The organism is Pseudomonas sp. SBT1-2, assembly GCF_028640875.1.
Classification (GTDB): domain Bacteria; phylum Pseudomonadota; class Gammaproteobacteria; order Pseudomonadales; family Pseudomonadaceae; genus Aquipseudomonas; species Aquipseudomonas chlororaphis_I.
This window is the reverse complement of sequence record NZ_JAQZAA010000045.1, coordinates 43,242-64,859: the sequence shown is the minus strand read 5'-3', so window position 1 is coordinate 64,859 and position 21,618 is coordinate 43,242. Positions and strand designations below refer to the sequence as shown.

Below are 21,618 nucleotides of genomic sequence, written 5' to 3'. Positions count from 1 at the left end.
AGTGCGTTAGCTCAAAGGTAATGAAGTGCTCCAGCGCGCCTAACAGAGCGGGCGAAAGCCCGGGATAAGCTGGCTGGACCTTTACAGTAGAGAGCCTAAGCCATGCACGTCAAACCTCTGTTTCTGGCCCTGATCACTTGCTGCAGCGTGCCCGCGACTTTCGCCGCCGAGAAAAACGCCGACGTTGCCCAGAAGGCAATCCTCAATTTCGCCACCGCCCAGCAACTGCTCAACGCCGCCCAGGAAACCGCCACGGCCAAGGGCTGGCCCTGCGCCGTGGCAATCGTCGACGACGGCGGCTGGCCGATCCTCAGCGCGCGCATGGACGGGGCGCCGGTGGTGGCCGGCATCGAGCTGGCCCAGGGCAAGGCGCGGACTTCGGCATTGTTCAAGCGCCCTTCCGGCGACCTGGAAAACGCCATCAACGGCGGGCGCCAGGCGGCCATCACTTCGGGCCTGCTGATGATGAAAGGCGCGCAGCCGATCCGCGTCGACGGCCAGGTGATCGGCGCCATCGGCATCAGCGCCGACACCCCGGCCCACGACGATGAAATCGCCCAGGCCGCCCTCGCCGCGCTGGATCAACGGGTGCAGCCATGAGGCCAGCCAGCCCGCGCCTGACCCTGCTTACCGCGTCCGGGGTGTGTTCGCTAATCGTGCTCGACACCAACATAGTCGCGGTGACCCTTCCGAGCATCGCCCGCGACCTGGGGGCCAACTTCGCCGATATCGAGTGGGTGGTCAGCGCCTACATGCTGGCCTTCGCCGCCCTGCTGCTGCCGGCCGGCAGCCTGGCCGACCGCTTCGGGCGCAAGCGCACCCTGCTCTGTGGCCTCGGGCTGTTCATCCTCGCCTCGCTCGGCTGTGGCGCCGCGCCCAACGTGCTGTTGCTCGACATCGCCCGGGCGATCAAGGGCGTCGGCGCGGCGCTGCTGCTGACCTCGGCCCTGGCCACCATCGGCCACACCTTCCATGACGAGGTCGAACGGGCCAAGGCCTGGGCGTTCTGGGGGGCCTGCATGGGCGTGGCGATGACCGCCGCGCCAACCGTTGGCGGCCTGATCACCGAGTCCATCGGCTGGCGCTGGATTTTCTACCTCAACCTGCCGGTGGGCGGGCTGCTGGTGCTGATGGTGTGGCGCGCGATACCGGAGTCCCGCGATACCCAGGCCGCGCGCCTCGATCCCTGGGGCAGCCTGGCCTTCAGCGCCAGCCTGCTGTGCCTGATCTGGGGCCTGATCGAAGCCAATCGCATCGGCTGGAACCACCCGCTGACCTACACCCGGCTGTTGGCCGGCGTGGCGCTGCTCGGATTGTTCGTGCTGATCGAACGGGTGCAGCGCCGGCCCATGGTCGACCTGCAGCTGTTCCGCCATCCGCGCTTTATCGGTGCCCTGCTGGGGATGTTCGCCTACGCCGGCTGCGCCCAGGTGATGATGACCCTGCTGCCCTTCTACCTGCAGAACGGCCTGGGCTTCTCGGCCATCGCCTCGGGGCTGGGCATGCTGCCATTTGCCCTGACCATGCTGATCTGTCCGCGCATCGGCGTGCGCCTGGCGACGCGTTATGCCCCGGCGACCCTGATGGCCGCCGGCCTGACCCTGGTCGGCTGCGGCAACCTGCTCGCGGCCTGGGCCGTGCAGGCTGGCGGCTACCTGAACTTTGCCCTGGCCATCGCGGTGACCGGCGCCGGTGCCGGCCTGCTCAATGGCGACACGCAGAAAAACATCATGGCCTGTGTGCCCCGCGACCGCGCCGGCATGGCCTCGGGCCTGAGCACCACCATGCGCTTCAGCGCCATCATGCTGGCCATCGGCGTGTTCGGCGCCCTGCTCGGCAGCCATACCCAGCAACGCCTGCACGTCAGCCTGGGCAAGAGCGCCACGCCATGGCTCGACCAGGCCCAGGCCATCGCCTCACGGGTGGTGGCCGGCGACATGCCCGCGGCCCTGGCACTGCTGCCCGACTCCGCGAAAGGGCTGGTAGAGCCACTGGCCCGCCAGGCCTTCGTCGACGGCTTCGGCGTAGTGCTCTGGGTCGCCGGGCTCCTGGCGCTGCTCGCGGCGGTAACGGTCGGTACGTTGATGCGCAACCCCATCCCGCAGCCGCGGCCGTTGACGCTGAGCGTGGAGTGAAATCAGGTGGGACTCGTCATATGGCCACTGAAATCGTTCGGTGGCCATGACCAGGCCCCATAACCATCGTCCGCCTGCAAATGCATCGCCTGAGTCGCGGGCGGGCGCGCAAACTTCAAGTACGCCCCTGGCAGGTGTTGCTGCTCGACCAGTTGAACAGCAGCGGGCGCACGCGCCAGTACCGACAGGAAATGGCCTGGTAATAGCCGATGCAAGGGCGCAAGCGAGGGGACGCTCTCGAGTGAAAGGACGGGGCACCCGAGCAAACGCATCCGTCCGTCGGCTGGTAATGCTCAATTCGCGCAGCGGATCGCAAAAAACCAGCAGCGCAGCCAGCAAAAAAATACGCCGCTGCTAGGATTCTTGGCGGACCTCCCCCCTAATAATAAGGAGTAACACATGAGAGTCGTCCCCCTTGCCCTGGCTTGCGCCCTCACCCTCGGACTCGCCGGTTGCAACTCCATTGCCGGCAAGACCAATACCCTGAGCGATGAACAGATCAAATCCCAGACCAGCGGCGCCCTGGGTTATGCGCCCTCGGACGTCAGCATCGTCAGCCGTCGCACCGAAGGCACCAACACCTACGTGGCCTTGAAAACCAACGACAACAAGGAGTTCAACTGCATCATCAACGGCGGCAACCTGCTCACACTGGGCATGACCAACCCGCCTTCCTGCGCCAGGAAAGGCGAAGCCATCCGTTCCGCTCCTTTCGGCGGCTGAAGCGCTGATCCGGGGGCAGTCGTCGACCGGCTCATGGCCGGACTGCCCTCACCCCCATCACACCCCATCGATATGCCGGTACTGCGCATCCAGTTGCTGCGCCAGCTCGCGAGCGCGGCCGAGGCGGATCGGCCCGCGTTCGATATCGATCAACAGGGTTGGGCAACCGAGGTGCGCCAAGGGCGGCAGGGTCTTGAGCCGGCCGTCGGTGAGCAACAGTACCCGCTGCTGTTCGGCCGGATAGCGCTTCTGCCGCGAAACCAGCCATTGCCCCGCCTCGGCCAAGGCCGCCAGCAACGGTGTGCCGCCGCCCGCGCCCAGCCCGTCGAGCCAGTCGCGCAAATCCTTCGAGGCCTTCAGCCCCTGCACCTGCCAGTTCGGCGCGCGGCCGCTGGCGGTCAGCAAGGCCAGGCGTGCGCGCTGTCGGTAGGCATCGTCGAACAGCTGGGCCAGCAGGCCCTTGGCATCGCTCAGCGCCTGGTGGCGGCGGGTCGAGGCCGATGCATCGACGATTACCAGCCACAGTTCATGGGGCGAACGGCCGCGCAGGTGCCACAACAGGTCGTCGCGCTGGCGGGGCCGGCCGTTGAGCAAGGTGCCTGGCCAGTTGATCGAACCCTGGACGGCCGCCCGCGCGCGGCCTTGCCTGCCCTGGTCCAACCGCCCGGCGCGGGGTTTGGCATTCGTCCCCGCGTCGGACCGGGGGCGAATGCCTAGGGCTTTTTTGGCCAGCTCGGCACTTCACGGCGAGCGCCGGTGGCCAGCGCCTGGGCCGGCAGCTCGCCCCATTGGCCCTGGCCCTCGGCGGGGCTGGATTGGGCCGGGGCTGGTGCTTGAGAGGGCTGCGGCTGATGGGCCGCGCTCGGCGGGTTGTCACGACGGCGGTGGCGCAGGGCGAATTCGGCCACCGCGTCTATGTCCTGCTCCTCGATGGCCCGGGCACCGCGCCAGGCCGCATGGGCGCGGGCGGCACGCAGCCAGACCAGGTCCGCGCGCAGGCCGTCGACGCCCGCGGCGAAACAGCGTTCGGTGATCCGCTCCAGCGCCTGATCGTCCAGGGCAATCTCCGCCAGCAACCCCCGCGCCTGCTGGCAGCGCTGGCGCAGGGCCTCCTGCTCGGCAGCCCACTGCTGGCAGAAGCCCTGGGGATCACTGTCGAAATCCAGCCGCCGGCGAATGATCTGGCCCCGTTCAATGGGCAGCGTCTGGCCGCTCAGGGCCACATTCAGGCCAAAGCGGTCCAGCAGTTGTGGACGCAGTTCGCCCTCTTCCGGGTTCATGGTGCCGATCAGCACGAACCTGGCCGAATGCCGGTGGGAAATACCGTCGCGCTCGATCAGGTTGGTGCCGCTGGCGGCCACGTCCAGCAGCAGGTCCACCAGATGGTCCGGCAGCAGGTTCACCTCGTCGACATAGAGCACCCCGCCATCGGCCTTTGCCAGCACCCCCGGGGAAAACTGCGCCCGGCCTTCGCCCAGGGCCGCGTCCAGGTCCAGGGTGCCGACCAGGCGTTCCTCGGTCGCGCCCAGGGGCAAGGTGACGAACTGCCCGCTCGCCAGCAGGTCCGCCAGGCCGCGGGCCAGGGTCGACTTGGCCATGCCCCGCGGCCCCTCGATCAACACCCCGCCGATTTTCGGGTCGATGGCCGTCAGGCACAGCGCCAGTTTCAGGTCATCGGCGCCGACCACGGCGGACAGCGGGAAATGTGGGGTATCGCTCATGTCGGTTCTCGGTTGGGTCGAGTCGGGTGTCGTTGGCCAGATCGTTATCGCGAGCAAGCTCGCTCCTACAGGTAATCACGCTTCTGTAGGAGCGAGGCTTGCCCGCGATCGAGGACGCAGTCCTCGGGCACGTCAGCCATCTTCTTCTATATCCAGCAGCAGGTTTTCCAGGGCCTCGCGGTACTCACCGGGCTCCTGCCACATCCCGCGCTGCTGGGCCTCGAGCAGGCGCTCGGTCATATCGCGTAACGCATGGGGGTTGTGCTGCTGGATGAATTCGCGGGTCGCCGGGTCCAGCAGATAGGCGTCGGCCAGCAAGGCGTACTGGTGATCGTCGATCAACTGGGTGGTGGCGTCGAAGGCGAACAGATTATCCAGGGTGGCGGCCATTTCAAAGGCACCCTTGTAGCCGTGGCGCTTCACCCCTGCGATCCATTTCGGGTTGGCCGCGCGGGAGCGGATCACCCGATTCAGCTCTTCCTTGAGGCTGCGGATTTTCGGCAGGTCCGGCTGGCTGTGGTCGCCATGGTAGCTGGCGGCCTTTTCGCCACTGAGGCTTTCCACGGCGGCGAGCATGCCGCCCTGGAACTGGTAGTAGTCGTTGGAATCCAGCAGATCGTGTTCGCGATTGTCCTGGTTCTGCAGCACCGCCTGCACCTGGCTCAGGCGCTGGGCAAACTGGCCACGGGCCGCGGTGCCTTCATCGGCGCCGCCATAGGCGTAGCCGCCCCAGTTCAGGTAGACCTCGGCCAGGTCCTCGCGGCTCTGCCACAGGCGACCGTCGATAGCCCCCTGCACGCCCGCGCCATAGGCCCCGGGCTTGGCGCCGAAGATCCGCCAGCCGGCCTGGCGCTGCGCGGCCTCGGCATCCAGGCCGGACTGCAGCAGCGCTTCGCGCTCGGCGCGGACCTTGGCCGCCAGCGGGTTGAGGTCGTCCGGCTCGTCCAGCGCGGCCACCGCCTGCACGGCGGCGTCGAACAGGCGGATCAGGTTGGCGAAGGCATCGCGGAAGAACCCGGACACCCGCAGGGTCACGTCCACCCGCGGGCGGTCCAGCAGACTCAGCGGCAGGATCTCGAAGTCATCGACCCGCTGGCTGCCGGTGGCCCACACCGGACGCACGCCCATCAGCGCCATGGCCTGGGCGATATCGTCGCCGCCGGTGCGCATGGTCGCCGTGCCCCACACCGACAGGCCGAGCTGGCGCAGGTGGTCGCCATGGTCCTGCAAGTGCCGTTCGAGGATCAGGTTGGCCGACTGGAAACCGATGCGCCAGGCGGTGGTGGTCGGCAGGTTACGCACGTCCACCGAATAGAAATTGCGCCCGGTGGGCAGCACGTCCAGGCGTCCGCGACTCGGTGCGCCGCTGGGCCCGGCCGGTACGAAACGCCCGCCCAGGGCATCCAGCAAGCCGCGCATTTCCGCCGGGCCGCAGGCATCCAGGCGCGGCGCCACCACCTCGCGCAGGCTGTCGATGATCGCCTTGACCTCGCTCCAGCCGGGCTCGTTCAGTTGCTCGACTTCGTCCGACAACGCGGCTTCGATCAACTGCCCGGCGAACAGCTCCAGGCGTTCGCGGGTATCGCCGGCAGTGCGCCACAGCTGCTCGCTGATATCCTGCAAGACCTGTGGCCGGCGACCGCTCCAGGGTTCGGCCAGGGCGCAATCCAGTGGATCGAACCCCAGCTCGAAGGCCTTGGCCAGGGCCCGCAACAGGCTCGACTGCGCGCCCCGGCCATCGCCACGAGGAATGCGCAGCAAGGCCAGCAAGGTGTCGATGCGCAGGCGGCCCACCGGCGATTCGCCGAACACATGCAGGCCGTCGCGGATCTGCGATTCCTTCAGGTCGCACAGGTAGGTATCCAGCCGTGGCAGCCAGAGCGCGGCGTCAGCCTCGCTATCGAGCGGCCCGTCCAGTTGCAGTTCGCGGTCGATCCGGGTCACCCGCACCAGCTTGAGAATGTCCTTCTGCAACTCGCGGGCGCGGCGCGGATCGAGCAGTTGCGCTTCGTAGTACTCGTCGGCCAGCAGTTCCAGGTCGCGCAGCGGGCCGTAGGTTTCGGCGCGGGTCAGCGGCGGCATCAGGTGATCGATGATCACCGCCTGGGTCCGGCGCTTGGCCTGGGCACCCTCGCCCGGGTCGTTGACGATAAACGGATAGATATTCGGCAGCGGCCCCAGCAGCACATCCGGCCAGCAGCTTTCGGACAGGCCGACGCCCTTGCCCGGCAGCCATTCCAGGTTGCCGTGCTTGCCGACATGGATCAGCCCGTGGGCGCCGTAGGTCTGGCGCAGCCAGAAGTAGAACGCCAGGTACGCGTGGGGCGGCACCAGGTCCGGGTCGTGATAGACCGCGCTCGGGTCGACCTGATAGCCACGTGCCGGCTGGATGCCGACGAAGGTCAGGCCAAAACGCAGGCCGGCGATCATCAGCCGCCCGCTGCGGAACATCGGATCATTTTGTGGCCCGCCCCAGCGTTCGAGCACCGCCAGGCGATTGGCTTCGGGCAGCACGTTAAACATGGCCTGGTACTCGTCCAGCGCCAGGCTTTGCTGGCACGGACGCAGGTCGAGGCTGTCCAGGTCGTTGCTGACCCCGCCGAGCAATTGCTGGATCAGCGCCGTACCGCTGTCCGGCAACTCGGCCGGCAGTGGGTAACCCTCGGCTTGCAGGGCACGCAGGATATTCAGCGCCGCCGCCGGCGTGTCCAGGCCCACGCCGTTGCCGATGCGGCCGTCGCGGGTCGGGTAGTTGGCAAGAATCAGCGCGATGCGTTTTTCGCCATTGGGCAGCCGGGCCAGATCGACCCAACGCCGCGCCAGTTCGGCGACAAAATCCATGCGCTCGGGGGCCGAGCGGTAGCAGACCACATCCGACTGGCTGCGCTCGCTGCGCCAGGCCAGGTCCTTGAAGCTGATGGGGCGGCTGATGATGCGCCCGTCCAGTTCCGGCAAGGCAATGTGCATCGCCAGGTCCCGCGGGCCCAGGCCCTGCTCGCTGGCGCGCCAGCCGGGCTCGTTGTCCTGGGCGCAGATGGCCTGGATCACCGGGATATTGCGGCGGAACGGCCGCAGGTGCGGCGCCTCCGGGCTGGACTGGGCAAAACCGGTGGTGTTGAGAATCACCGCCGCCTGCACCTCATCCAGCAGCTCCTCGACCACCGTCAGGCAACCGGGTTCTTTCAGGCTGGCCAGGGCGATCGGCAGCGGGTTCAGGCCGGCCGCCTGCAAGCGCCGGCAGAACTCATCGATAAAGGCGGTGTTGGCCGCCTGCAAATGCGAACGGTAGAACAGCAGCGCCGCCACCGGCTGGCCGGCCCGCCAGTCGGCTTGCCAGTCGCTGAGGGCAGCGCTGCTTCTGTTCGGGTGGTAGATCGCCGTGCGCGGCAGGGTCTGCGGCTCGGACCAAGGGTAATCGCGCCCCAGCCAGCCACTGGCCAGGCAGCGGTACAGGTTCAGCGCATTGCCCATGCCGCCCTGGCGCAGGAAGTGCCAGAGGCGCTCGCGGTCGGCGGCGGGCACCGTGCTCAGGTCGCTCAGCTCCGGGTCCGGGCGATCGTCGCCCGGCACCAGGATCAGCTGCACGCCGCGTTGCGCCAGCTGCACCAGTTGCTCGATGCCATAACGCCAATAGGCGATGCCACCGTGCAGGGAAATCAGGATCACCTTGGCGTGGCGCAGCACCTGGTCGACATACAGGTCGACCGAGGCATGGTTCTGCACCTGCATCGGGTTGGCCAGGCGAAAGCTCGGGTAGTCGTCCGGCAGCTGCTGCGCCGCTTCGGCCAGCAGCGCCAGGCTGGAGTCGCCGCTGCACAGGATCACCAGCTCGGCGGGGGTTTGTCCCAGGTCGGCAATATTGTCATCCGACACGAAACCGCCGGGCTGGGTCCTGAGCAGGTGCATGGCTTACACGCTGAGCGCGGCGCGCAATTGCGCTTCGAGCAGGGTCGCGTCCAGTTCCTGGCCGATCAGCACCAGGCGCGTGGTGCGGGCTTCATTGGCGCCCCACTGGCGGTCGAAGTGCTTGTCGAAGCGCGTGCCCACACCCTGGATCAACAGGCGCATCGGCTTGTTGGGGATCGCCGCGAAACCCTTGACCCGCAGGATGCCGTGCTGCACCACCAGTTGGGTCAGGGCGTCCAGCAGCAGGCTTTCGTCGGCCTGTGGCAGCTCGATGGAGATGGAATCGAAGGCGTCGTGATCGTGGTCGTCATGCTCTCCCTCAACAGCAGCGTCACCGTTATGGTGGTGATCGTGGTGGCTGTGGCGGCCGTCGATGTGTTCTTCCGAACCCTTGCCCAGGCCCAGCAGCACGTCCAGCGGCAGGCGACCGCTGCTGGCTTCGATGACTTTCACCGCCGGCGGCAGTTCCTCGGCGACTTCCAGGCGCACCTTGGCCAGGTCTTCCGGGCTGATCAGGTCGGCCTTGTTGAGGATCACCAGGTCGGCGCTGGACAGTTGGTCGGCGAACAGCTCGTGCAGCGGCGACTCGTGGTCGAGGTTTGGGTCGAGCTTGCGCTGGGCGTCCACCTGGTCCGGGAAGGCAGCGAAGGTGCCGGCGGCCACGGCCGGGCTGTCGACCACGGTGATCACTGCGTCGACGGTGCAGGCGCTGCGGATTTCCGGCCACTGGAAAGCCTGGACCAAAGGTTTGGGCAGGGCCAGGCCGGAGGTTTCGATGAGGATATGGTCGAGGTCGCCGCGACGGGCCACCAACTCGCGCATCACCGGGAAGAACTCTTCCTGCACGGTGCAGCACAGGCAGCCGTTGGCCAGCTCGTAGACGCGGCCGCTGGCCTCTTCCTCGGTACAACCGATGGCGCACTGCTTGAGGATCTCGCCGTCAATGCCCAGCTCGCCGAACTCGTTGACGATCACCGCGATGCGGCGGCCCTGGGCGTTGTCCAGCATATGCCGCAGCAAAGTGGTTTTGCCCGAGCCGAGGAAGCCGGTAACGATGGTGACGGGAAGTTTGGCCAGTGTTTTCATCGGATGCCCTTTGGCAAGGTGGCGGGCATACGGGACGAGAACCGCGCAGGCAGGTGCACGGAAGAGTTCGCCACCGGATCACCCCGCCCGGTTGTAGTGAGAATCGAGTCCGAGGCAGGTCTCCTGGCTGGCGGTGCGCCGGTCGTTGGACTGGCGAACGATGCGCCTTCCCGCCGCCTGGCAGTGGCCTTGCATCGTTCATCACCGGTTACAGTTGCGGGGGCAGCCGCGGCTTGGACCGCGTTCCCTTCTTAGGTTCTGTACGACAAGTGGCTGCGCTCGGCCATGCTGCGTTAAAAACAGGCTCGGAATGCTCATGTAGGCCCCTACACTCCGCTTCCTCGCCTGTTTTTGCCTTGCCTGACCTTCGCTCGCCGACTTTTCGTACAGAACCTAGCTTCGGCAGACGCCGAAGAACCTCGAAAGCGCAAGGCTACGCAGAGCTTGGGGGGCGGTCAATGTTCATGCGGCGCGAAGACAGGCCAATCGCGATCGAAAACGAGAACCCTTGCCAATTGACGCCCCTCCCTCGCCCATGCTCTCCTACACAACTTGTTACGGGTGCCCTTCACAGGGTGAAACGGGAAACCGGTGCGTCACAGGCCAACAGCCTTGATCAGTCCGGTGCTGCCCCCGCAACGGTAAGCGAGCGAAGAATCAGATCCACTGTGCCAGCAGTCCGGCATGGGAAGGCGATTCTTGCAGGTGTGGCGCAAGCCCAGCCCCTCGCGAGCCCGGAGACCGGCCCGCTACACAGTCATAACAAACCCGCGGTGGGCGGGCGCTGTTAATTCCCCGCGAGCCCGCCTCGCGGGGTTTTGCTGCGCTCGATTCACCCGCTGACACACCAGAGGGAAGCGCCATGTCGATCATCAGCAGCACCAGCCATTCCAGCAGCAGCACCGCCACCCTGAGCCAACGCCTGGTCGCCGCCATCGGCGCCTCGATCCTCGGTGCGTGCCTTGTGTATTTCGCCGGTTTCTCCCATATCGAAGCGGTGCACAACGCCGCCCACGATACCCGTCACAGCGCCGCCTTCCCTTGCCACTGAGACCTGCCGAGATGATCAAGCGTATCGCGCAAACCGCGGGTTTCACCGGGTTGCTGGCGGCCCTGTTGCTGACCCTGCTGCAAAGCTTCTGGGTCGCGCCGCTGATCCTGGAGGCGGAAACCTACGAGAAGGCCCCGGCCGCCCAGCACGAAGACGTGCATGAACACGCCGCCGGCACCGCCGCCCACAGCCATGACGCCGAAGCCTGGGAGCCGGAGGACGGCTGGCAGCGCGTGCTGTCCACCACTGGCGGCAACCTAGTGGTCGCAGTGGGCTTCGCCCTGATGCTCGCCGGCCTCTACACCCTGCGTGCGCCGAACCGTACTTCCCAGGGCCTGCTCTGGGGCCTGGCCGGTTACGCGACCTTCTGCCTGGCGCCGACCCTCGGCCTGCCGCCCGAACTGCCGGGCACCGCCGCCGCGGACCTGGGGCAACGGCAGATCTGGTGGGTCGGCACCGCCGCCTCCACCGCGGTCGGCATTGCCCTGGTCGTCTTCGCGCGCCACTGGTTGCTGAAAGTGCTGGGCGTGGCCATCCTCGCCGTGCCGCACCTCATCGGCGCGCCACAGCCGGAAGTGCATTCGATGCTCGCGCCGCAAGCACTGGAAGCGCAGTTCAAGATCGCTTCGCAACTGACCAACGCCGCGTTCTGGCTGGCCCTGGGCCTGATCAGCGCCTGGCTGTTCCGCCGCAAGAGCGACGATCAGTACTCGGCATGACGGCTGCCAGCACAGCGCCGACCCTGGTGGTCGGCCTGGGCTGCCAGCGGGGCTGCCCGGTGGAGACCTTGCGCGCCCTGCTCGACCAGACCCTGAGCGCCCACCGTATCGACCTCGGGCAGATCAAGGCGCTGGCCAGCATCGACCTGAAACGCGAGGAACCCGGGCTGCTAGCCCTGGCCGCGCAACTGGGCCTGCCCCTGACCTGTTTCAGCAGCCGCCAGCTGACGCCTTATGCGCCGCAACTCAGCCATCGTTCAGAGATCGCCTACGAGCACACCGGCTGCTACGGCGTCGCCGAAAGCGCCGCCCTGGCCCTGGCCGAACAGCTGGCCCGAGGCCCGGCAAAGCTGCTGGTCCCGCGGCAGAAATATGCCCAGGCGACCCTCGCCTTGGCCTGCTCCGGGTAAATCTTCGATAATCCCCGCCGCTGATCATGAGCAATCTTCATCTGTGAGGTTGCCTCGCCCCTTTTTTCACAGGAGAACGCCATGACCGTCTTTTTTATCGGCGCAGGTCCCGGCGACCCGGAACTGATCACCGTCAAGGGCCAACGGCTGATCCACAGCTGCCCGGTCATCATCTATGCCGGCTCCCTGGTGCCCGAAGCCGTGCTCCAGGGTCATAGTGCCGAACAGCTGGTCAACAGCGCCGAATTGCATCTGGAACAGATCATCGAATTGATCAAGGACGCCCATGCCAAAGGCCAGGACGTGGCCCGGGTGCATTCCGGCGACCCGAGCCTGTACGGCGCCATCGGCGAACAGATTCGCTGCCTGCGCGAGCTGGGCATCCCCTTCGAAATCATCCCCGGCGTGACCGCCACCGCGGCCTGCGCGGCCTTGCTGGGGGCCGAACTGACCCTGCCGGACGTCGCCCAGAGCGTGATCCTGACCCGTTATGCCGACAAGACCTCGATGCCCGCCGGTGAGTCATTCGCCAGCCTGGCCGCCCACGGCACCACCATGGCAGTACACCTGGGGGTCAACCATCTGCAGAAAATCGTCGCCGAGCTGCTGCCCCATTACGGCGCCGACTGCCCGATTGCCGTGGTACACCGGGCGACCTGGCCGGATCAGGACTGGGTGCTGGGCACGCTGGCGGACATTGCCGAAAAGGTCCAGGCCAAGGGGTTTCGGCGCACGGCGCTGATCCTGGTGGGCCGGGTGCTGGCCACGGACAGTTTCAGCGAGTCGTCGCTGTATCGCGCGGGGCATGCGCATTTGTATCGGCCTTGAGGCCTTATCGCGAGCAAGCTCGCTCCTACAAAAGCATGCGCATTCCTCTGTAGGAGCGAAGCTTGCCCGCGATCCAGGCGCCGCGGAGCAACTGGGGCCACATACATCCGGGCATAAAAAAACGGCGCTCACGGGGCGCCGTTTTTTTGTTCGCAGCGAACGCCTTAGTAGTAGGCGTTTTCTTTCTGCGTGTGGTCGGTGACGTCACGTACACCCTTGAGCTCGGGAATGCGCTCGAGCAGGGTGCGCTCGATGCCTTCCTTCAAGGTCACGTCGGCCTGGCCGCAGCCTTGGCAACCACCACCGAACTGCAGCACGGCGATGCCGTCCTCGACCACATCGATCAGGCTGACCTGGCCGCCGTGGCTGGCCAGCCCCGGGTTGATCTCGGTTTGCAGGTAGTAGTTGATGCGCTCGTTGATCGGGCTGTCGGCGTTGACCATCGGTACCTTGGCGTTGGGCGCCTTGATGGTCAGCTGGCCGCCCATGCGGTCGGTGGCGTAGTCGACGACCGCGTCATCGAGGAAACCTTCGCTGAAGGCGTCGATGTAGGCGGTGAAGCTCTTCAGCCCCAGGGCTTTGTCTTCGGGTTTTTCTTCACCCGGCTTGCAATAGGCGATGCAGGTCTCGGCGTACTGAGTCCCTGGCTGGGTGATAAAGATGCGGATGCCAATGCCCGGGGTGTTCTGCTTGGAGAGCAGATCAGCCAGATAATCGTGGGCGGCGTCGGTAATGGTAATAGCGGTCATGGAAATTCCTCGCAGGCGTGGGCGCAGTTTACGCCAATCGGCGTGCCGGACAAAGTCCTAGTATTTTTGTCGGGATAGACCTTGGTCGATAGGCCCGCGCTGCGTGGTCAACGCAACGCCTGGGATTTTTTTGCAAGGCTCTTGCGGGATGGGCCGGGCCGGAACCTGAGGGCTCCGGCCCGGAATTTCAAGGGTTTGGCGCCGTCAGAGGTTCTCGTAGCGGTTCATGTCCAGTACGCCCGCCTCTTTCGGATCGGTTTCCAGGATGTATTGGGTCTGGTCATGGAAGTACTGCCAGAACTGCGGATGGCTGCGACGGATCCCCCAGCGCTCGACGATTTTCTCGAAACGATGGGCGTCCTTGGCGTTTTCCATCTCGGCGACGAACGCCGGCACTTGCTCGGCAGGAATATTGAACATGAAGTTCGGGTAGCTGCTGAGCACGCCCGGGTAGATGGTCAGGGTGTCCAGGCCCGGCTGGTAGCGCAGCGACTCGCCCAGCAGGAACGCCACGTTACTGTGGGCACGGTTGCGCAGCATGCTGTAGAACACCCGCTTGCCGCTCGGCGCCTGGATGCGCAGCATGGTGGCCTCCGGCAACAGGTCGATGACCCGCATGCCGGCCGCCGGCCGCGAAACCAGGCCGCTGAGGGCCTGTTCGGCATTCTGCAGCGCCGGGTCGATGTTCGGCCGGGAGCAGTAGGCGCCGTCGCAGCGGTTGATCGGATCGGGCCGCGCATTGAGGTCGCCGTAACGACTCAGCAACTGATTGGCGAAGTCGCGTTTCGGGTCCTTCTCGTCCAGGACCAGGGCACTGGCCTTGTCGTCGTCGATGGACTCGTAGTCCAGCCACATCTTGAATTTGCCGCTGTTCTGGTACCAATCGTCGAGGAAGTCCTCGCGGGTGCCGGCGGGCATCAGGCGCAGGAAGTTCTGCTCGGCGCCGTTGCGGATCAGGTCGAAGTACAGCCGGGTCTGCGCCTGGTGCGAGACATTGCCGAACACGTCGAAGTTGACCGCCAGCTGGTAGTAGGTGCGCTCCAGCAGCGGGTAGTCGAACAGCCACATGGTCTGCGGCACCTCGCCGATCAGGCCCTTGGTCACCGAGGCGCTGTCGAAGTGACGGAAGATGCTCAGCAGCGCGTTGTCGTTGCCCGCCCACAGGGTCGACCAGCTCGGCGCCGGGGCATTGGCGTAGGAGTCGCGGCGCAGGATCTCGTATTCGTTGCGTTTGTCGCGATAGGCCAGCCACAGGCTCAGCACGCTGCCGACGTCATCGTTCTGCCCAGGCATGGCCAGCAGCGGCGTGGCCTGGCCGCGGTAGGCCGGGTCGGTGATGTAGAGGTCGTGTTCCGGGGCCTGGAACAGCGCCCAGAAGTTGTCGCGGATCACATCGGTGGCGATCTGCCCGCGGCACACCGGGCCGCGGATAAAGGTGCGCACGAAGTACTCGGCGTTATCCAGCATGAACTGGTAGCGGGCCTTGGCCGGAATCGCCTCGAAGGTCTCGAACGGGTTGGCGCGGCGGCCCGGGCCATAACCCGGCAGCGCGCTGACCTGATAATCGCCGCTGTAGAACAGGGTCTTGACCCGCGCCATCTTCGCCGCGCTCAGCGGGTAGGTGATGTGGGTCTTGTGCACGATCACCCCTTGCACCGGCCACAGGCGGTAATACACCTGGGTGCCCGGGTCGTCGTTGGGTCGGCGGGTGTTGATCAGGTCGATCGGCTGGCCACTCGGCGTGCGCGAGCGCACCCACTGGAAGAAATGCCCCGGCTCGCCGCCCTCGAAATAGATGTGGGCGAGGAACCAGTGCTCGAACAGCCAGCGGGCCACCAGGCTTTCCCGGGCGCCCGGGGCATTGAGCAGGTTTTCCCACTGCAGCACCTGCATCGCTTCCTTGGCGCTCGGCGCCAGGCCCTGTTCGTCGATCGGCGCCCCGGAGGCCAGCCAGCGTTGCAGGGTCTGGTATTGCTGATCGGTCAGACCGGTCACCGCCAGCGGCATGCCTTCGCGCGGATGGGCCTTGGCATAACCATCGAATTCGGCCGGTTGCGCGCACATGTTCTCGCGGTTCAGGCCCAGGACAATGTCCTCCGGCAGCTTGGCGTTGGGTTGCAACGGCGTCTTGTGGCCCAGCTCGAGCATGCGCGCCATCAGCGCCGCCTGGCTGCCCTGGGCATCGAGCACCGAGTAGAAGCCCATACCCTGCCAGGCGTGCTTGCCGGAAGCGTCATAGAACAAGCGGGTCGGCGTCTGTGCCTTGCTGCGTTCGCCGTCGTACACCGGGATCTTCGAGGCGCCGCGGGCCGCGCCCTCGCCGCTGCCCAGGTTGAGCTGGCAGGCCGAGTCGTAGCAGGCATGGCAGGCCACGCATTTCTCGGTGAAGATCGGCTGGATATCGCGGGTGTAGGAGATCGCTGGCGCGGGACCCTGGGCGCTGGCGAACGAACTTAAAAGCAGCAGCACACTGCCGATGACAACGCGGTAAGACATATCCCTGGTCCAATCCATAAGAAAATCCGGCGATTCTACCGGGCCAGCACCGCCACCAACATGAGCGATATTCATGCAAAACCGCCGCATGCTCTAAAAGCGCACAGGTTTGCTATGATCCTCGCCCTTCGTAATGGCCCTTCCAGGTAGTCTTTCATGTCCGATCGCAGCACGCGCCTCCAAGCCCTTCAGCAAGCCCTCAAAGAGCGCATCCTGATTCTCGACGGCGGCATGGGCACCATGATCCAGAGCTACAAGCTCGAGGAGCAGGACTACCGTGGCAAACGCTTCGCCGACTGGCCGAGCGACGTCAAGGGCAACAACGACCTGCTGGTGCTGACCCGTCCGGACGTGATCGGCGGCATCGAGAAGGCCTATCTGGATGCCGGTGCCGACATCCTCGAAACCAACACCTTCAACGCCACGCAGATTTCCATGGCCGACTACGGCATGGAAGCGCTGGTCTACGAGCTCAACGTCGAAGGCGCGCGCCTGGCACGCAAGGTCGCCGATGCCAAGACCCTGGAAACCCCGGACAAGCCGCGCTTCGTCGCCGGCGTCCTGGGCCCGACCAGCCGCACCTGCTCGCTGTCGCCGGACGTCAACAACCCCGGCTACCGCAACGTCACCTTCGACGAACTGGTGGAGAACTATACCGAGGCCACCAAGGGCCTGATCGAGGGCGGCGCCGACCTGATCCTGATCGAGACCATCTTCGACACTCTCAACGCCAAGGCGGCGATCTTCGCCGTGCAGGGCGTGTTCGAAGAGCTGGGCCTGGAACTGCCGATCATGATCTCCGGCACCATCACCGACGCCTCGGGCCGCACCCTGTCCGGGCAGACCACCGAAGCCTTCTGGAACTCGGTGGCCCACGCCAAGCCGATCTCGGTGGGCCTGAACTGCGCCCTCGGCGCCAGCGAACTGCGCCCCTACCTGGAAGAGCTGTCGAACAAGGCCAGCACCCACGTCTCCGCGCACCCCAACGCCGGCCTGCCCAACGAATTCGGCGAATACGACGAACTGCCGGCGCAAACCGCCAAGGTCATCGAAGAGTTCGCCCAGAGCGGCTTCCTGAACATCGTCGGCGGCTGCTGCGGCACCACCCCGGGGCACATCGAGGCCATCGCCAAGGCCGTCGCCGGCTATGCGCCGCGGCAGATCCCGGACATCCCCAAGGCCTGCCGCCTGTCGGGCCTGGAGCCGTTCACCATCGACCGCCAGTCGTTGTTCGTCAACGTCGGCGAGCGGACCAACATCACCGGTTCCGCCAAGTTCGCCCGCCTGATCCGTGAAGAGAACTACACCGAGGCCCTGGAAGTCGCCCTGCAGCAGGTCGAAGCCGGCGCCCAGGTGATCGACATCAACATGGACGAAGGCATGCTGGACTCGAAGAAGGCCATGGTGACCTTCCTCAACCTGATCGCCGGCGAGCCGGACATCTCGCGCGTGCCGATCATGATCGACTCCTCCAAGTGGGAAGTGATCGAAGCCGGCCTCAAGTGCATCCAGGGCAAGGGCATCGTCAACTCCATCAGCATGAAGGAAGGCGTCGAGCAGTTCATTCATCACGCCAAGCTGTGCAAGCGCTACGGCGCCGCCGTGGTGGTGATGGCCTTCGACGAAGCCGGCCAGGCCGACACCGAGGCGCGCAAGAAGGAAATCTGCAAACGCTCCTACGACATCCTGGTCAACGACGTCGGCTTCCCGCCGGAAGACATCATCTTCGACCCGAACATCTTCGCCGTGGCCACCGGCATCGAGGAACACAACAACTACGCGGTGGACTTCATCCACGCCTGCGCCTACATCCGCGACGAGCTGCCCTATGCGCTGAGTTCCGGTGGGGTGTCCAACGTGTCGTTCTCCTTCCGCGGCAACAACCCGGTGCGCGAGGCGATCCACTCGGTGTTCCTGCTGTATGCGATCCGCAACGGCCTGACCATGGGCATCGTCAACGCCGGCCAGCTGGAGATCTACGACCAGATCCCGCAGGAGTTGCGCGACGCCGTGGAGGACGTGATCCTCAACCGCACCCCGGAAGGCACCGACGCCCTCCTCGCCATAGCCGACAAATACAAGGGCGACGGCAGCGTCAAGGAAGCCGAGACCGAAGAGTGGCGCAACTGGGACGTCAACAAGCGCCTGGAGCACGCACTGGTCAAGGGCATCACCACGCACATTGTCGAAGACACCGAGGAGTCGCGGCTGTCCTTCGCCCGCCCGATCGAAGTGATCGAAGGCCCGCTGATGGCCGGCATGAACATCGTCGGCGACCTGTTCGGCGCCGGCAAAATGTTCCTGCCCCAGGTGGTGAAGTCCGCCCGGGTGATGAAGCAGGCGGTGGCCCACCTGATTCCCTTTATCGAGCTGGAAAAAGGCGACAAGCCGCAAGCCAAGGGCAAGATCCTCATGGCCACGGTCAAGGGCGACGTGCACGACATCGGCAAGAACATCGTCGGCGTGGTCCTGGGCTGTAACGGCTACGACATCGTCGACCTCGGCGTGATGGTGCCGGCGGAGAAGATCCTGCAGGTGGCCAAGGAACAGAAGTGCGACATCATCGGCCTGTCCGGCCTGATCACCCCGTCGCTGGACGAGATGGTCCACGTCGCCCGGGAAATGCAGCGCCAGGACTTCCACCTGCCGCTGATGATCGGTGGCGCCACCACCTCCAAGGCGCACACGGCGGTGAAGATCGAGCCCAAGTACAGCAATGACGCGGTGGTCTACGTCACCGACGCCTCGCGCGCCGTGGGCGTGGCCACCCAACTGCTGTCCAAGGAACTCAAGGCCGGTTTCGTCGAACGCACCCGCGAAGAGTACGTGGAAGTCCGCGAGCGCACCGCCAATCGCAGCGCCCGCACCGAGCGCCTGAGCTACCCGGCGGCCGTGGCCAAGAAGCCGCAGTTCGACTGGAGCAGCTACCAGCCGACCGTGCCGACCTTCACCGGCGCCAAGGTGTTGGACAATATCGACCTGCGGGTCCTGGCCGAATACATCGACTGGACGCCGTTCTTCATCTCCTGGGACCTGGCCGGCAAGTTCCCGCGCATCCTCCAGGACGAAGTGGTGGGTGAAGCCGCCACCGCGCTGTACAAGGACGCCCGGGAAATGCTCGACAAGCTGATCGACGAGAAGCTGATCAGCGCCCGCGCGGTGTTCGGCTTCTGGCCGGCCAACCAGGTGCAGGACGACGACCTGGAAGTCTATGGCGACGACGGCCAGCCCTTGGCCAGGCTGCACCACCTGCGCCAGCAGACCATCAAGACCGACGGCAAGCCGAACTTCTCCCTGGCCGACTTCGTCGCGCCCAAGGACAGCGGCGTGACCGACTACGTCGGTGGTTTCATCACCACCGCCGGCATCGGCGCCGAAGAAGTGGCCAAGGCCTATCAGGACAAGGGCGACGACTACAACTCGATCATGGTCAAGGCCCTGGCCGACCGTCTGGCCGAGGCCTGCGCCGAGTGGCTGCACCAGCAAGTGCGTAAAGACTACTGGGGCTACGCCAAGGACGAGCAACTGGACAACGAGGCGCTGATCAAGGAGCAGTACAGCGGCATCCGCCCTGCCCCGGGTTATCCGGCCTGCCCGGACCATACCGAGAAGAGCACCCTGTTCGCCCTGCTCGACCCCGAGGCATCCGAAGGCAAGGCCGGGCGCAGCGGCGTTTTCCTCACCGAACACTTCGCCATGTTCCCGGCGGCGGCGGTCAGCGGCTGGTACTTCGCCCATCCGCAGGCGCAGTACTTCGCCGTGGGCAAGATCGACAAGGACCAGGTCAACAGCTACAGCGCGCGCAAAGGCCAGGACCTGGCCGTGACCGAGCGCTGGCTGGCGCCGAACCTGGGCTACGACAACTAACAGCTACGCGCCCCCACTGTAGGAGCGAGCTTGCTCGCGATGAACGCCAACGATAACGCGGTGAATCTGAAGAATCGCGTTGTCTTGACGTTTTGATCGCGAGCAAGCTCGCTCCTACAGGGTGTATGGGCAGGAGCTACGCGAAAATTGTCTATGCTTTCCCTACACTCACTTGTGTCGAGGGATTTATGGACGACCCCATCAACAACAAGCCGCCGACCCTTTGGCAGATGCTGCAAAGCGTCGCCGCTGCCGCCTTTGGCGTACAGAGCGGCAAGAACCGCAAGCGCGACTTTACCCACGGCAAGCCCAGCCATTTCGTGATCCTGGGCATTCTGTTCACTGCGGTGTTTGCCTTGACCCTGTTCGGTATCGTCAAGCTGGTCGTGCACCTGGCGGGGCTTTGAACGCCTGTCAGTGCAACAACAGATTCAGCGAGAAGGGATAACGGTAGCCGGCCGGCTTGCCCTCGGCCGACAACCCGCGAAAGTCCACACCGTATTGCTGCGAACCCTGTAGATCCAGCAAGCGCTGCGCCTGGACCTTGTCCAATAGCTGGAACACATCAAGCTGCCAGCTCGGGCCACCATAGGCCGCAGGGTTCAGCCCGCGGGCATCATCGTTGAGCACCACCATCGCCCAGCCCCCCAGGGTGAAATGCCCGGCGATCAGCGCCGTCAGGCGTCCGTCGATCAACGCCTGCAAGGCCTGCGGCGAGCTGTTCAGGGCACTGAACAGCACCTCCTTGCCCGGTCGCCGCCCCTGCTGTTCCAGCGCCTCCATCGCCCCCAGGGCCATCTCGTCGTTGGCCGACCAGATCAATTGCGTCTGCGGATAGCGCTTGAGCAACTGCTGGGCCTGCTCAAAGGCGCGCTGGCGATTCCACTCGCCATACACCAGTTGCCGTAGCCGCACCTCGGGATGCTCGGCCAGCGCTCGTTGCAGGCCCTGCTCACGGGATTGCGCCACCGGGGTGTTCTTCACTCCCGAGAACGCCAGCAGGTCGATGTACTGCCCTGGGGCTAACGGACCGTGACGACGGATCAGCTCCTTGAGCATCAGGTAGCCAGCTTCCTCGTCGTTGGCGATCATGCTGCCGATCCAGTCGGGATAACGACTCTGGCGATCGCCCAGCAAGCGTTGCTGATCGCTGGTCAGCGCGTTATTGACGACGAACAGCTTCACCCCGCTGCCCTGGGACAAGCGCAGGATCTCCGGTGCGACATATTGCTCGTTGACCACCACCAGGTAATCCGGCCGGTCCGGGCCCTGCAGGGCTTCCCGGGCCTGGCGGATGGTGGTTTGCGAATCGCGCTGCGAATAACGCACGCGCAGATCCAGGCCGAGGTCGTTGGCCGCGGCCTGCATGAACTGTGAATAACCGACCCAGAAGGTTTCAGTGGAATGGCCCGGGTTCAAAAACACCACCGAGGTGGCATGGGCCATGGCCCAGAACGCTGGACTCAGTACAAGCAGCACCAGCAGCAGACACTTATCAAACGCCTTGAACATTGCGACCAGAGTCCCGGAATATTGCCCCGCAGTATAACTGGCAAAATACTGGCCAATGTCGGCAAATCGTCATTTCCCACAGACAATTCGGACTCTGTTCGTCGCTCGACCGCAACTATTGATGACTGACCCAGAACACCGCCGTTCCCACGACCAGAATGATCAGAAAGAGAATGGCCCAAGCATCGACAGCGCTGTCGCTTTTCCTTGCCTTGGTTGGATTGCTCATAGCATCGCCTCTTGTCGGTTTTATCGGTGACTGCACAAAGACTCGAGCACAGTTAAGTCGAGGATTGCCCTCACCACAAATGTGGGTTTGAGCCGGCCGGATACCGTTAGTCGTTTTGGTTCTTTGCATATACTCAAACATCACTTTTGCGCATAACTGCAAACTGGTATCTTCGCCCGGCTCCGT

Annotated in this window: 17 protein-coding genes and 2 riboswitches; of the genes, 10 read left to right on the top strand and 7 right to left on the bottom strand. The window is 65.1% G+C overall.

The features are described 5' to 3' along the window. The first annotated feature begins 102 nt into the window (after positions 1 to 102). The 4 genes from PVZ78_RS04500 to PVZ78_RS04485 all read left to right on the top strand — a co-directional run bounded on the left by PVZ78_RS04500 (position 103) and on the right by PVZ78_RS04485 (position 2,858). On the top strand, positions 103 to 600 hold the full coding sequence (locus tag PVZ78_RS04500) for a GlcG/HbpS family heme-binding protein (protein WP_009049655.1): 498 nt from the start codon (positions 103 to 105) through the stop codon (positions 598 to 600). Next, a complete protein-coding gene (locus tag PVZ78_RS04495; RefSeq protein ID WP_273828274.1) occupies positions 597 to 2,135 on the top strand; it encodes an MFS transporter in 1,539 nt (512 codons plus the stop codon). The genes PVZ78_RS04500 and PVZ78_RS04495 overlap by 4 nt, the downstream gene beginning before the upstream one ends. A gap of 80 nt (positions 2,136 to 2,215) precedes the next feature. Beyond that, positions 2,216 to 2,338, top strand: a complete 123-nt coding sequence (locus PVZ78_RS04490) for a hypothetical protein (RefSeq protein ID WP_016705350.1) — start codon at positions 2,216 to 2,218, stop codon at positions 2,336 to 2,338. Positions 2,339 to 2,534: 196 nt separating this feature from the next. Continuing rightward, entirely contained in the window at positions 2,535 to 2,858 is a 324-nt protein-coding gene (locus PVZ78_RS04485) for a hypothetical protein (protein ID WP_009044456.1), read from the top strand. A 57-nt stretch (positions 2,859 to 2,915) separates the two neighbouring features. Here the strand turns inward: PVZ78_RS04485 and PVZ78_RS04480 are convergent, their stop codons facing one another. The 4 genes from PVZ78_RS04480 to cobW form a co-directional block, all read right to left on the bottom strand. Continuing rightward, positions 2,916 to 3,518: a vWA domain-containing protein gene (locus tag PVZ78_RS04480; protein WP_177411711.1), complete on the bottom strand. Its 603-nt coding sequence runs from the start codon at positions 3,516 to 3,518 to the stop codon at positions 2,916 to 2,918. A 53-nt stretch (positions 3,519 to 3,571) separates the two neighbouring features. Beyond that, a complete protein-coding gene (locus tag PVZ78_RS04475; protein WP_009049658.1) occupies positions 3,572 to 4,579 on the bottom strand; it encodes an ATP-binding protein in 1,008 nt (335 codons plus the stop codon). A gap of 132 nt (positions 4,580 to 4,711) precedes the next feature. After that, complete coding sequence (gene cobN / locus PVZ78_RS04470) at positions 4,712 to 8,485, bottom strand: cobaltochelatase subunit CobN (RefSeq protein WP_273828273.1); 3,774 nt, start codon at positions 8,483 to 8,485, stop codon at positions 4,712 to 4,714. A 3-nt stretch (positions 8,486 to 8,488) separates the two neighbouring features. Beyond that, entirely contained in the window at positions 8,489 to 9,571 is a 1,083-nt protein-coding gene (gene cobW, locus PVZ78_RS04465) for a cobalamin biosynthesis protein CobW (RefSeq protein ID WP_009049660.1), read from the bottom strand. Between the two features lie 96 nt (positions 9,572 to 9,667). Then, positions 9,668 to 9,868, bottom strand: a riboswitch (cobalamin riboswitch). Between the two features lie 245 nt (positions 9,869 to 10,113). Continuing rightward, positions 10,114 to 10,335: riboswitch (cobalamin riboswitch) on the top strand. 98 nt (positions 10,336 to 10,433) lie between these two features. Here cobW and PVZ78_RS04460 point away from each other — a divergent pair. From PVZ78_RS04460 to cobM, 4 genes are all read left to right on the top strand, one after another. Next, positions 10,434 to 10,622 carry a CbtB domain-containing protein gene (locus tag PVZ78_RS04460; RefSeq protein ID WP_007921866.1) on the top strand — a complete coding sequence of 63 codons (189 nt, stop codon included), beginning with the start codon at positions 10,434 to 10,436 and terminating at the stop codon, positions 10,620 to 10,622. 11 nt (positions 10,623 to 10,633) lie between these two features. Next, positions 10,634 to 11,341 carry a CbtA family protein gene (locus tag PVZ78_RS04455; protein ID WP_028682873.1) on the top strand — a complete coding sequence of 236 codons (708 nt, stop codon included), beginning with the start codon at positions 10,634 to 10,636 and terminating at the stop codon, positions 11,339 to 11,341. Then, positions 11,338 to 11,751, top strand: a complete 414-nt coding sequence (locus PVZ78_RS04450) for a cobalamin biosynthesis protein (RefSeq protein ID WP_273828272.1) — start codon at positions 11,338 to 11,340, stop codon at positions 11,749 to 11,751. The genes PVZ78_RS04455 and PVZ78_RS04450 overlap by 4 nt, the downstream gene beginning before the upstream one ends. An 81-nt stretch (positions 11,752 to 11,832) precedes the next feature. Beyond that, a complete protein-coding gene (gene cobM / locus PVZ78_RS04445; protein WP_016705356.1) occupies positions 11,833 to 12,579 on the top strand; it encodes a precorrin-4 C(11)-methyltransferase in 747 nt (248 codons plus the stop codon). Positions 12,580 to 12,743: 164 nt separating this feature from the next. On the opposite strand, the gene nfuA is transcribed toward cobM, so the two are convergent. Both nfuA and PVZ78_RS04435 read right to left on the bottom strand, forming a co-directional pair. Next, positions 12,744 to 13,328 (bottom strand): Fe-S biogenesis protein NfuA, encoded by a 585-nt coding sequence (nfuA, locus tag PVZ78_RS04440; RefSeq protein WP_009049665.1) that lies wholly within the window; start codon positions 13,326 to 13,328, stop codon positions 12,744 to 12,746. Positions 13,329 to 13,532: 204 nt separating this feature from the next. Next, the gene (locus PVZ78_RS04435; protein ID WP_009049666.1) at positions 13,533 to 15,824 is read right to left on the bottom strand and encodes a fatty acid cis/trans isomerase; all 2,292 of its coding nucleotides are present in this window, start codon (positions 15,822 to 15,824) and stop codon (positions 13,533 to 13,535) included. Between the two features lie 156 nt (positions 15,825 to 15,980). Here PVZ78_RS04435 and metH point away from each other — a divergent pair, with 156 nt between their 5' ends. Together metH and PVZ78_RS04425 are read left to right on the top strand one after the other, a co-directional pair. Continuing rightward, complete coding sequence (metH, locus tag PVZ78_RS04430; protein WP_009049667.1) at positions 15,981 to 19,691, top strand: methionine synthase; 3,711 nt, start codon at positions 15,981 to 15,983, stop codon at positions 19,689 to 19,691. A gap of 188 nt (positions 19,692 to 19,879) precedes the next feature. Continuing rightward, the gene (locus PVZ78_RS04425) at positions 19,880 to 20,098 is read left to right on the top strand and encodes a DUF2970 domain-containing protein (RefSeq protein ID WP_009049668.1); all 219 of its coding nucleotides are present in this window, start codon (positions 19,880 to 19,882) and stop codon (positions 20,096 to 20,098) included. Between the two features lie 7 nt (positions 20,099 to 20,105). On the opposite strand, the gene PVZ78_RS04420 is transcribed toward PVZ78_RS04425, so the two are convergent. After that, positions 20,106 to 21,203 (bottom strand): ABC transporter substrate-binding protein, encoded by a 1,098-nt coding sequence (locus PVZ78_RS04420; RefSeq protein ID WP_009049669.1) that lies wholly within the window; start codon positions 21,201 to 21,203, stop codon positions 20,106 to 20,108. Positions 21,204 to 21,618 lie beyond the last annotated feature (415 nt).

What these genes read in the sequence shown, in the direction of transcription:
- PVZ78_RS04500 (WP_009049655.1), top strand. Translation starts at nt 103, where the DNA reads ATGCACGTCAAACCTCTGTTTCTGGCCCTGATCACTTGCTGCAGCGTG.
- PVZ78_RS04495 (WP_273828274.1), top strand. Translation starts at nt 597, where the DNA reads ATGAGGCCAGCCAGCCCGCGCCTGACCCTGCTTACCGCGTCCGGGGTG.
- PVZ78_RS04490 (WP_016705350.1), top strand. Translation starts at nt 2,216, where the DNA reads ATGCATCGCCTGAGTCGCGGGCGGGCGCGCAAACTTCAAGTACGCCCC.
- PVZ78_RS04485 (WP_009044456.1), top strand. Translation starts at nt 2,535, where the DNA reads ATGAGAGTCGTCCCCCTTGCCCTGGCTTGCGCCCTCACCCTCGGACTC.
- PVZ78_RS04475 (WP_009049658.1), bottom strand. Translation starts at nt 4,579, where the DNA reads ATGAGCGATACCCCACATTTCCCGCTGTCCGCCGTGGTCGGCGCCGAT.
- cobN (WP_273828273.1), bottom strand. Translation starts at nt 8,485, where the DNA reads ATGCACCTGCTCAGGACCCAGCCCGGCGGTTTCGTGTCGGATGACAAT.
- cobW (WP_009049660.1), bottom strand. Translation starts at nt 9,571, where the DNA reads ATGAAAACACTGGCCAAACTTCCCGTCACCATCGTTACCGGCTTCCTC.
- PVZ78_RS04460 (WP_007921866.1), top strand. Translation starts at nt 10,434, where the DNA reads ATGTCGATCATCAGCAGCACCAGCCATTCCAGCAGCAGCACCGCCACC.
- PVZ78_RS04455 (WP_028682873.1), top strand. Translation starts at nt 10,634, where the DNA reads ATGATCAAGCGTATCGCGCAAACCGCGGGTTTCACCGGGTTGCTGGCG.
- PVZ78_RS04450 (WP_273828272.1), top strand. Translation starts at nt 11,338, where the DNA reads ATGACGGCTGCCAGCACAGCGCCGACCCTGGTGGTCGGCCTGGGCTGC.
- cobM (WP_016705356.1), top strand. Translation starts at nt 11,833, where the DNA reads ATGACCGTCTTTTTTATCGGCGCAGGTCCCGGCGACCCGGAACTGATC.
- nfuA (WP_009049665.1), bottom strand. Translation starts at nt 13,328, where the DNA reads ATGACCGCTATTACCATTACCGACGCCGCCCACGATTATCTGGCTGAT.
- PVZ78_RS04435 (WP_009049666.1), bottom strand. Translation starts at nt 15,824, where the DNA reads ATGTCTTACCGCGTTGTCATCGGCAGTGTGCTGCTGCTTTTAAGTTCG.
- metH (WP_009049667.1), top strand. Translation starts at nt 15,981, where the DNA reads ATGTCCGATCGCAGCACGCGCCTCCAAGCCCTTCAGCAAGCCCTCAAA.
- PVZ78_RS04425 (WP_009049668.1), top strand. Translation starts at nt 19,880, where the DNA reads ATGGACGACCCCATCAACAACAAGCCGCCGACCCTTTGGCAGATGCTG.
- PVZ78_RS04420 (WP_009049669.1), bottom strand. Translation starts at nt 21,203, where the DNA reads ATGTTCAAGGCGTTTGATAAGTGTCTGCTGCTGGTGCTGCTTGTACTG.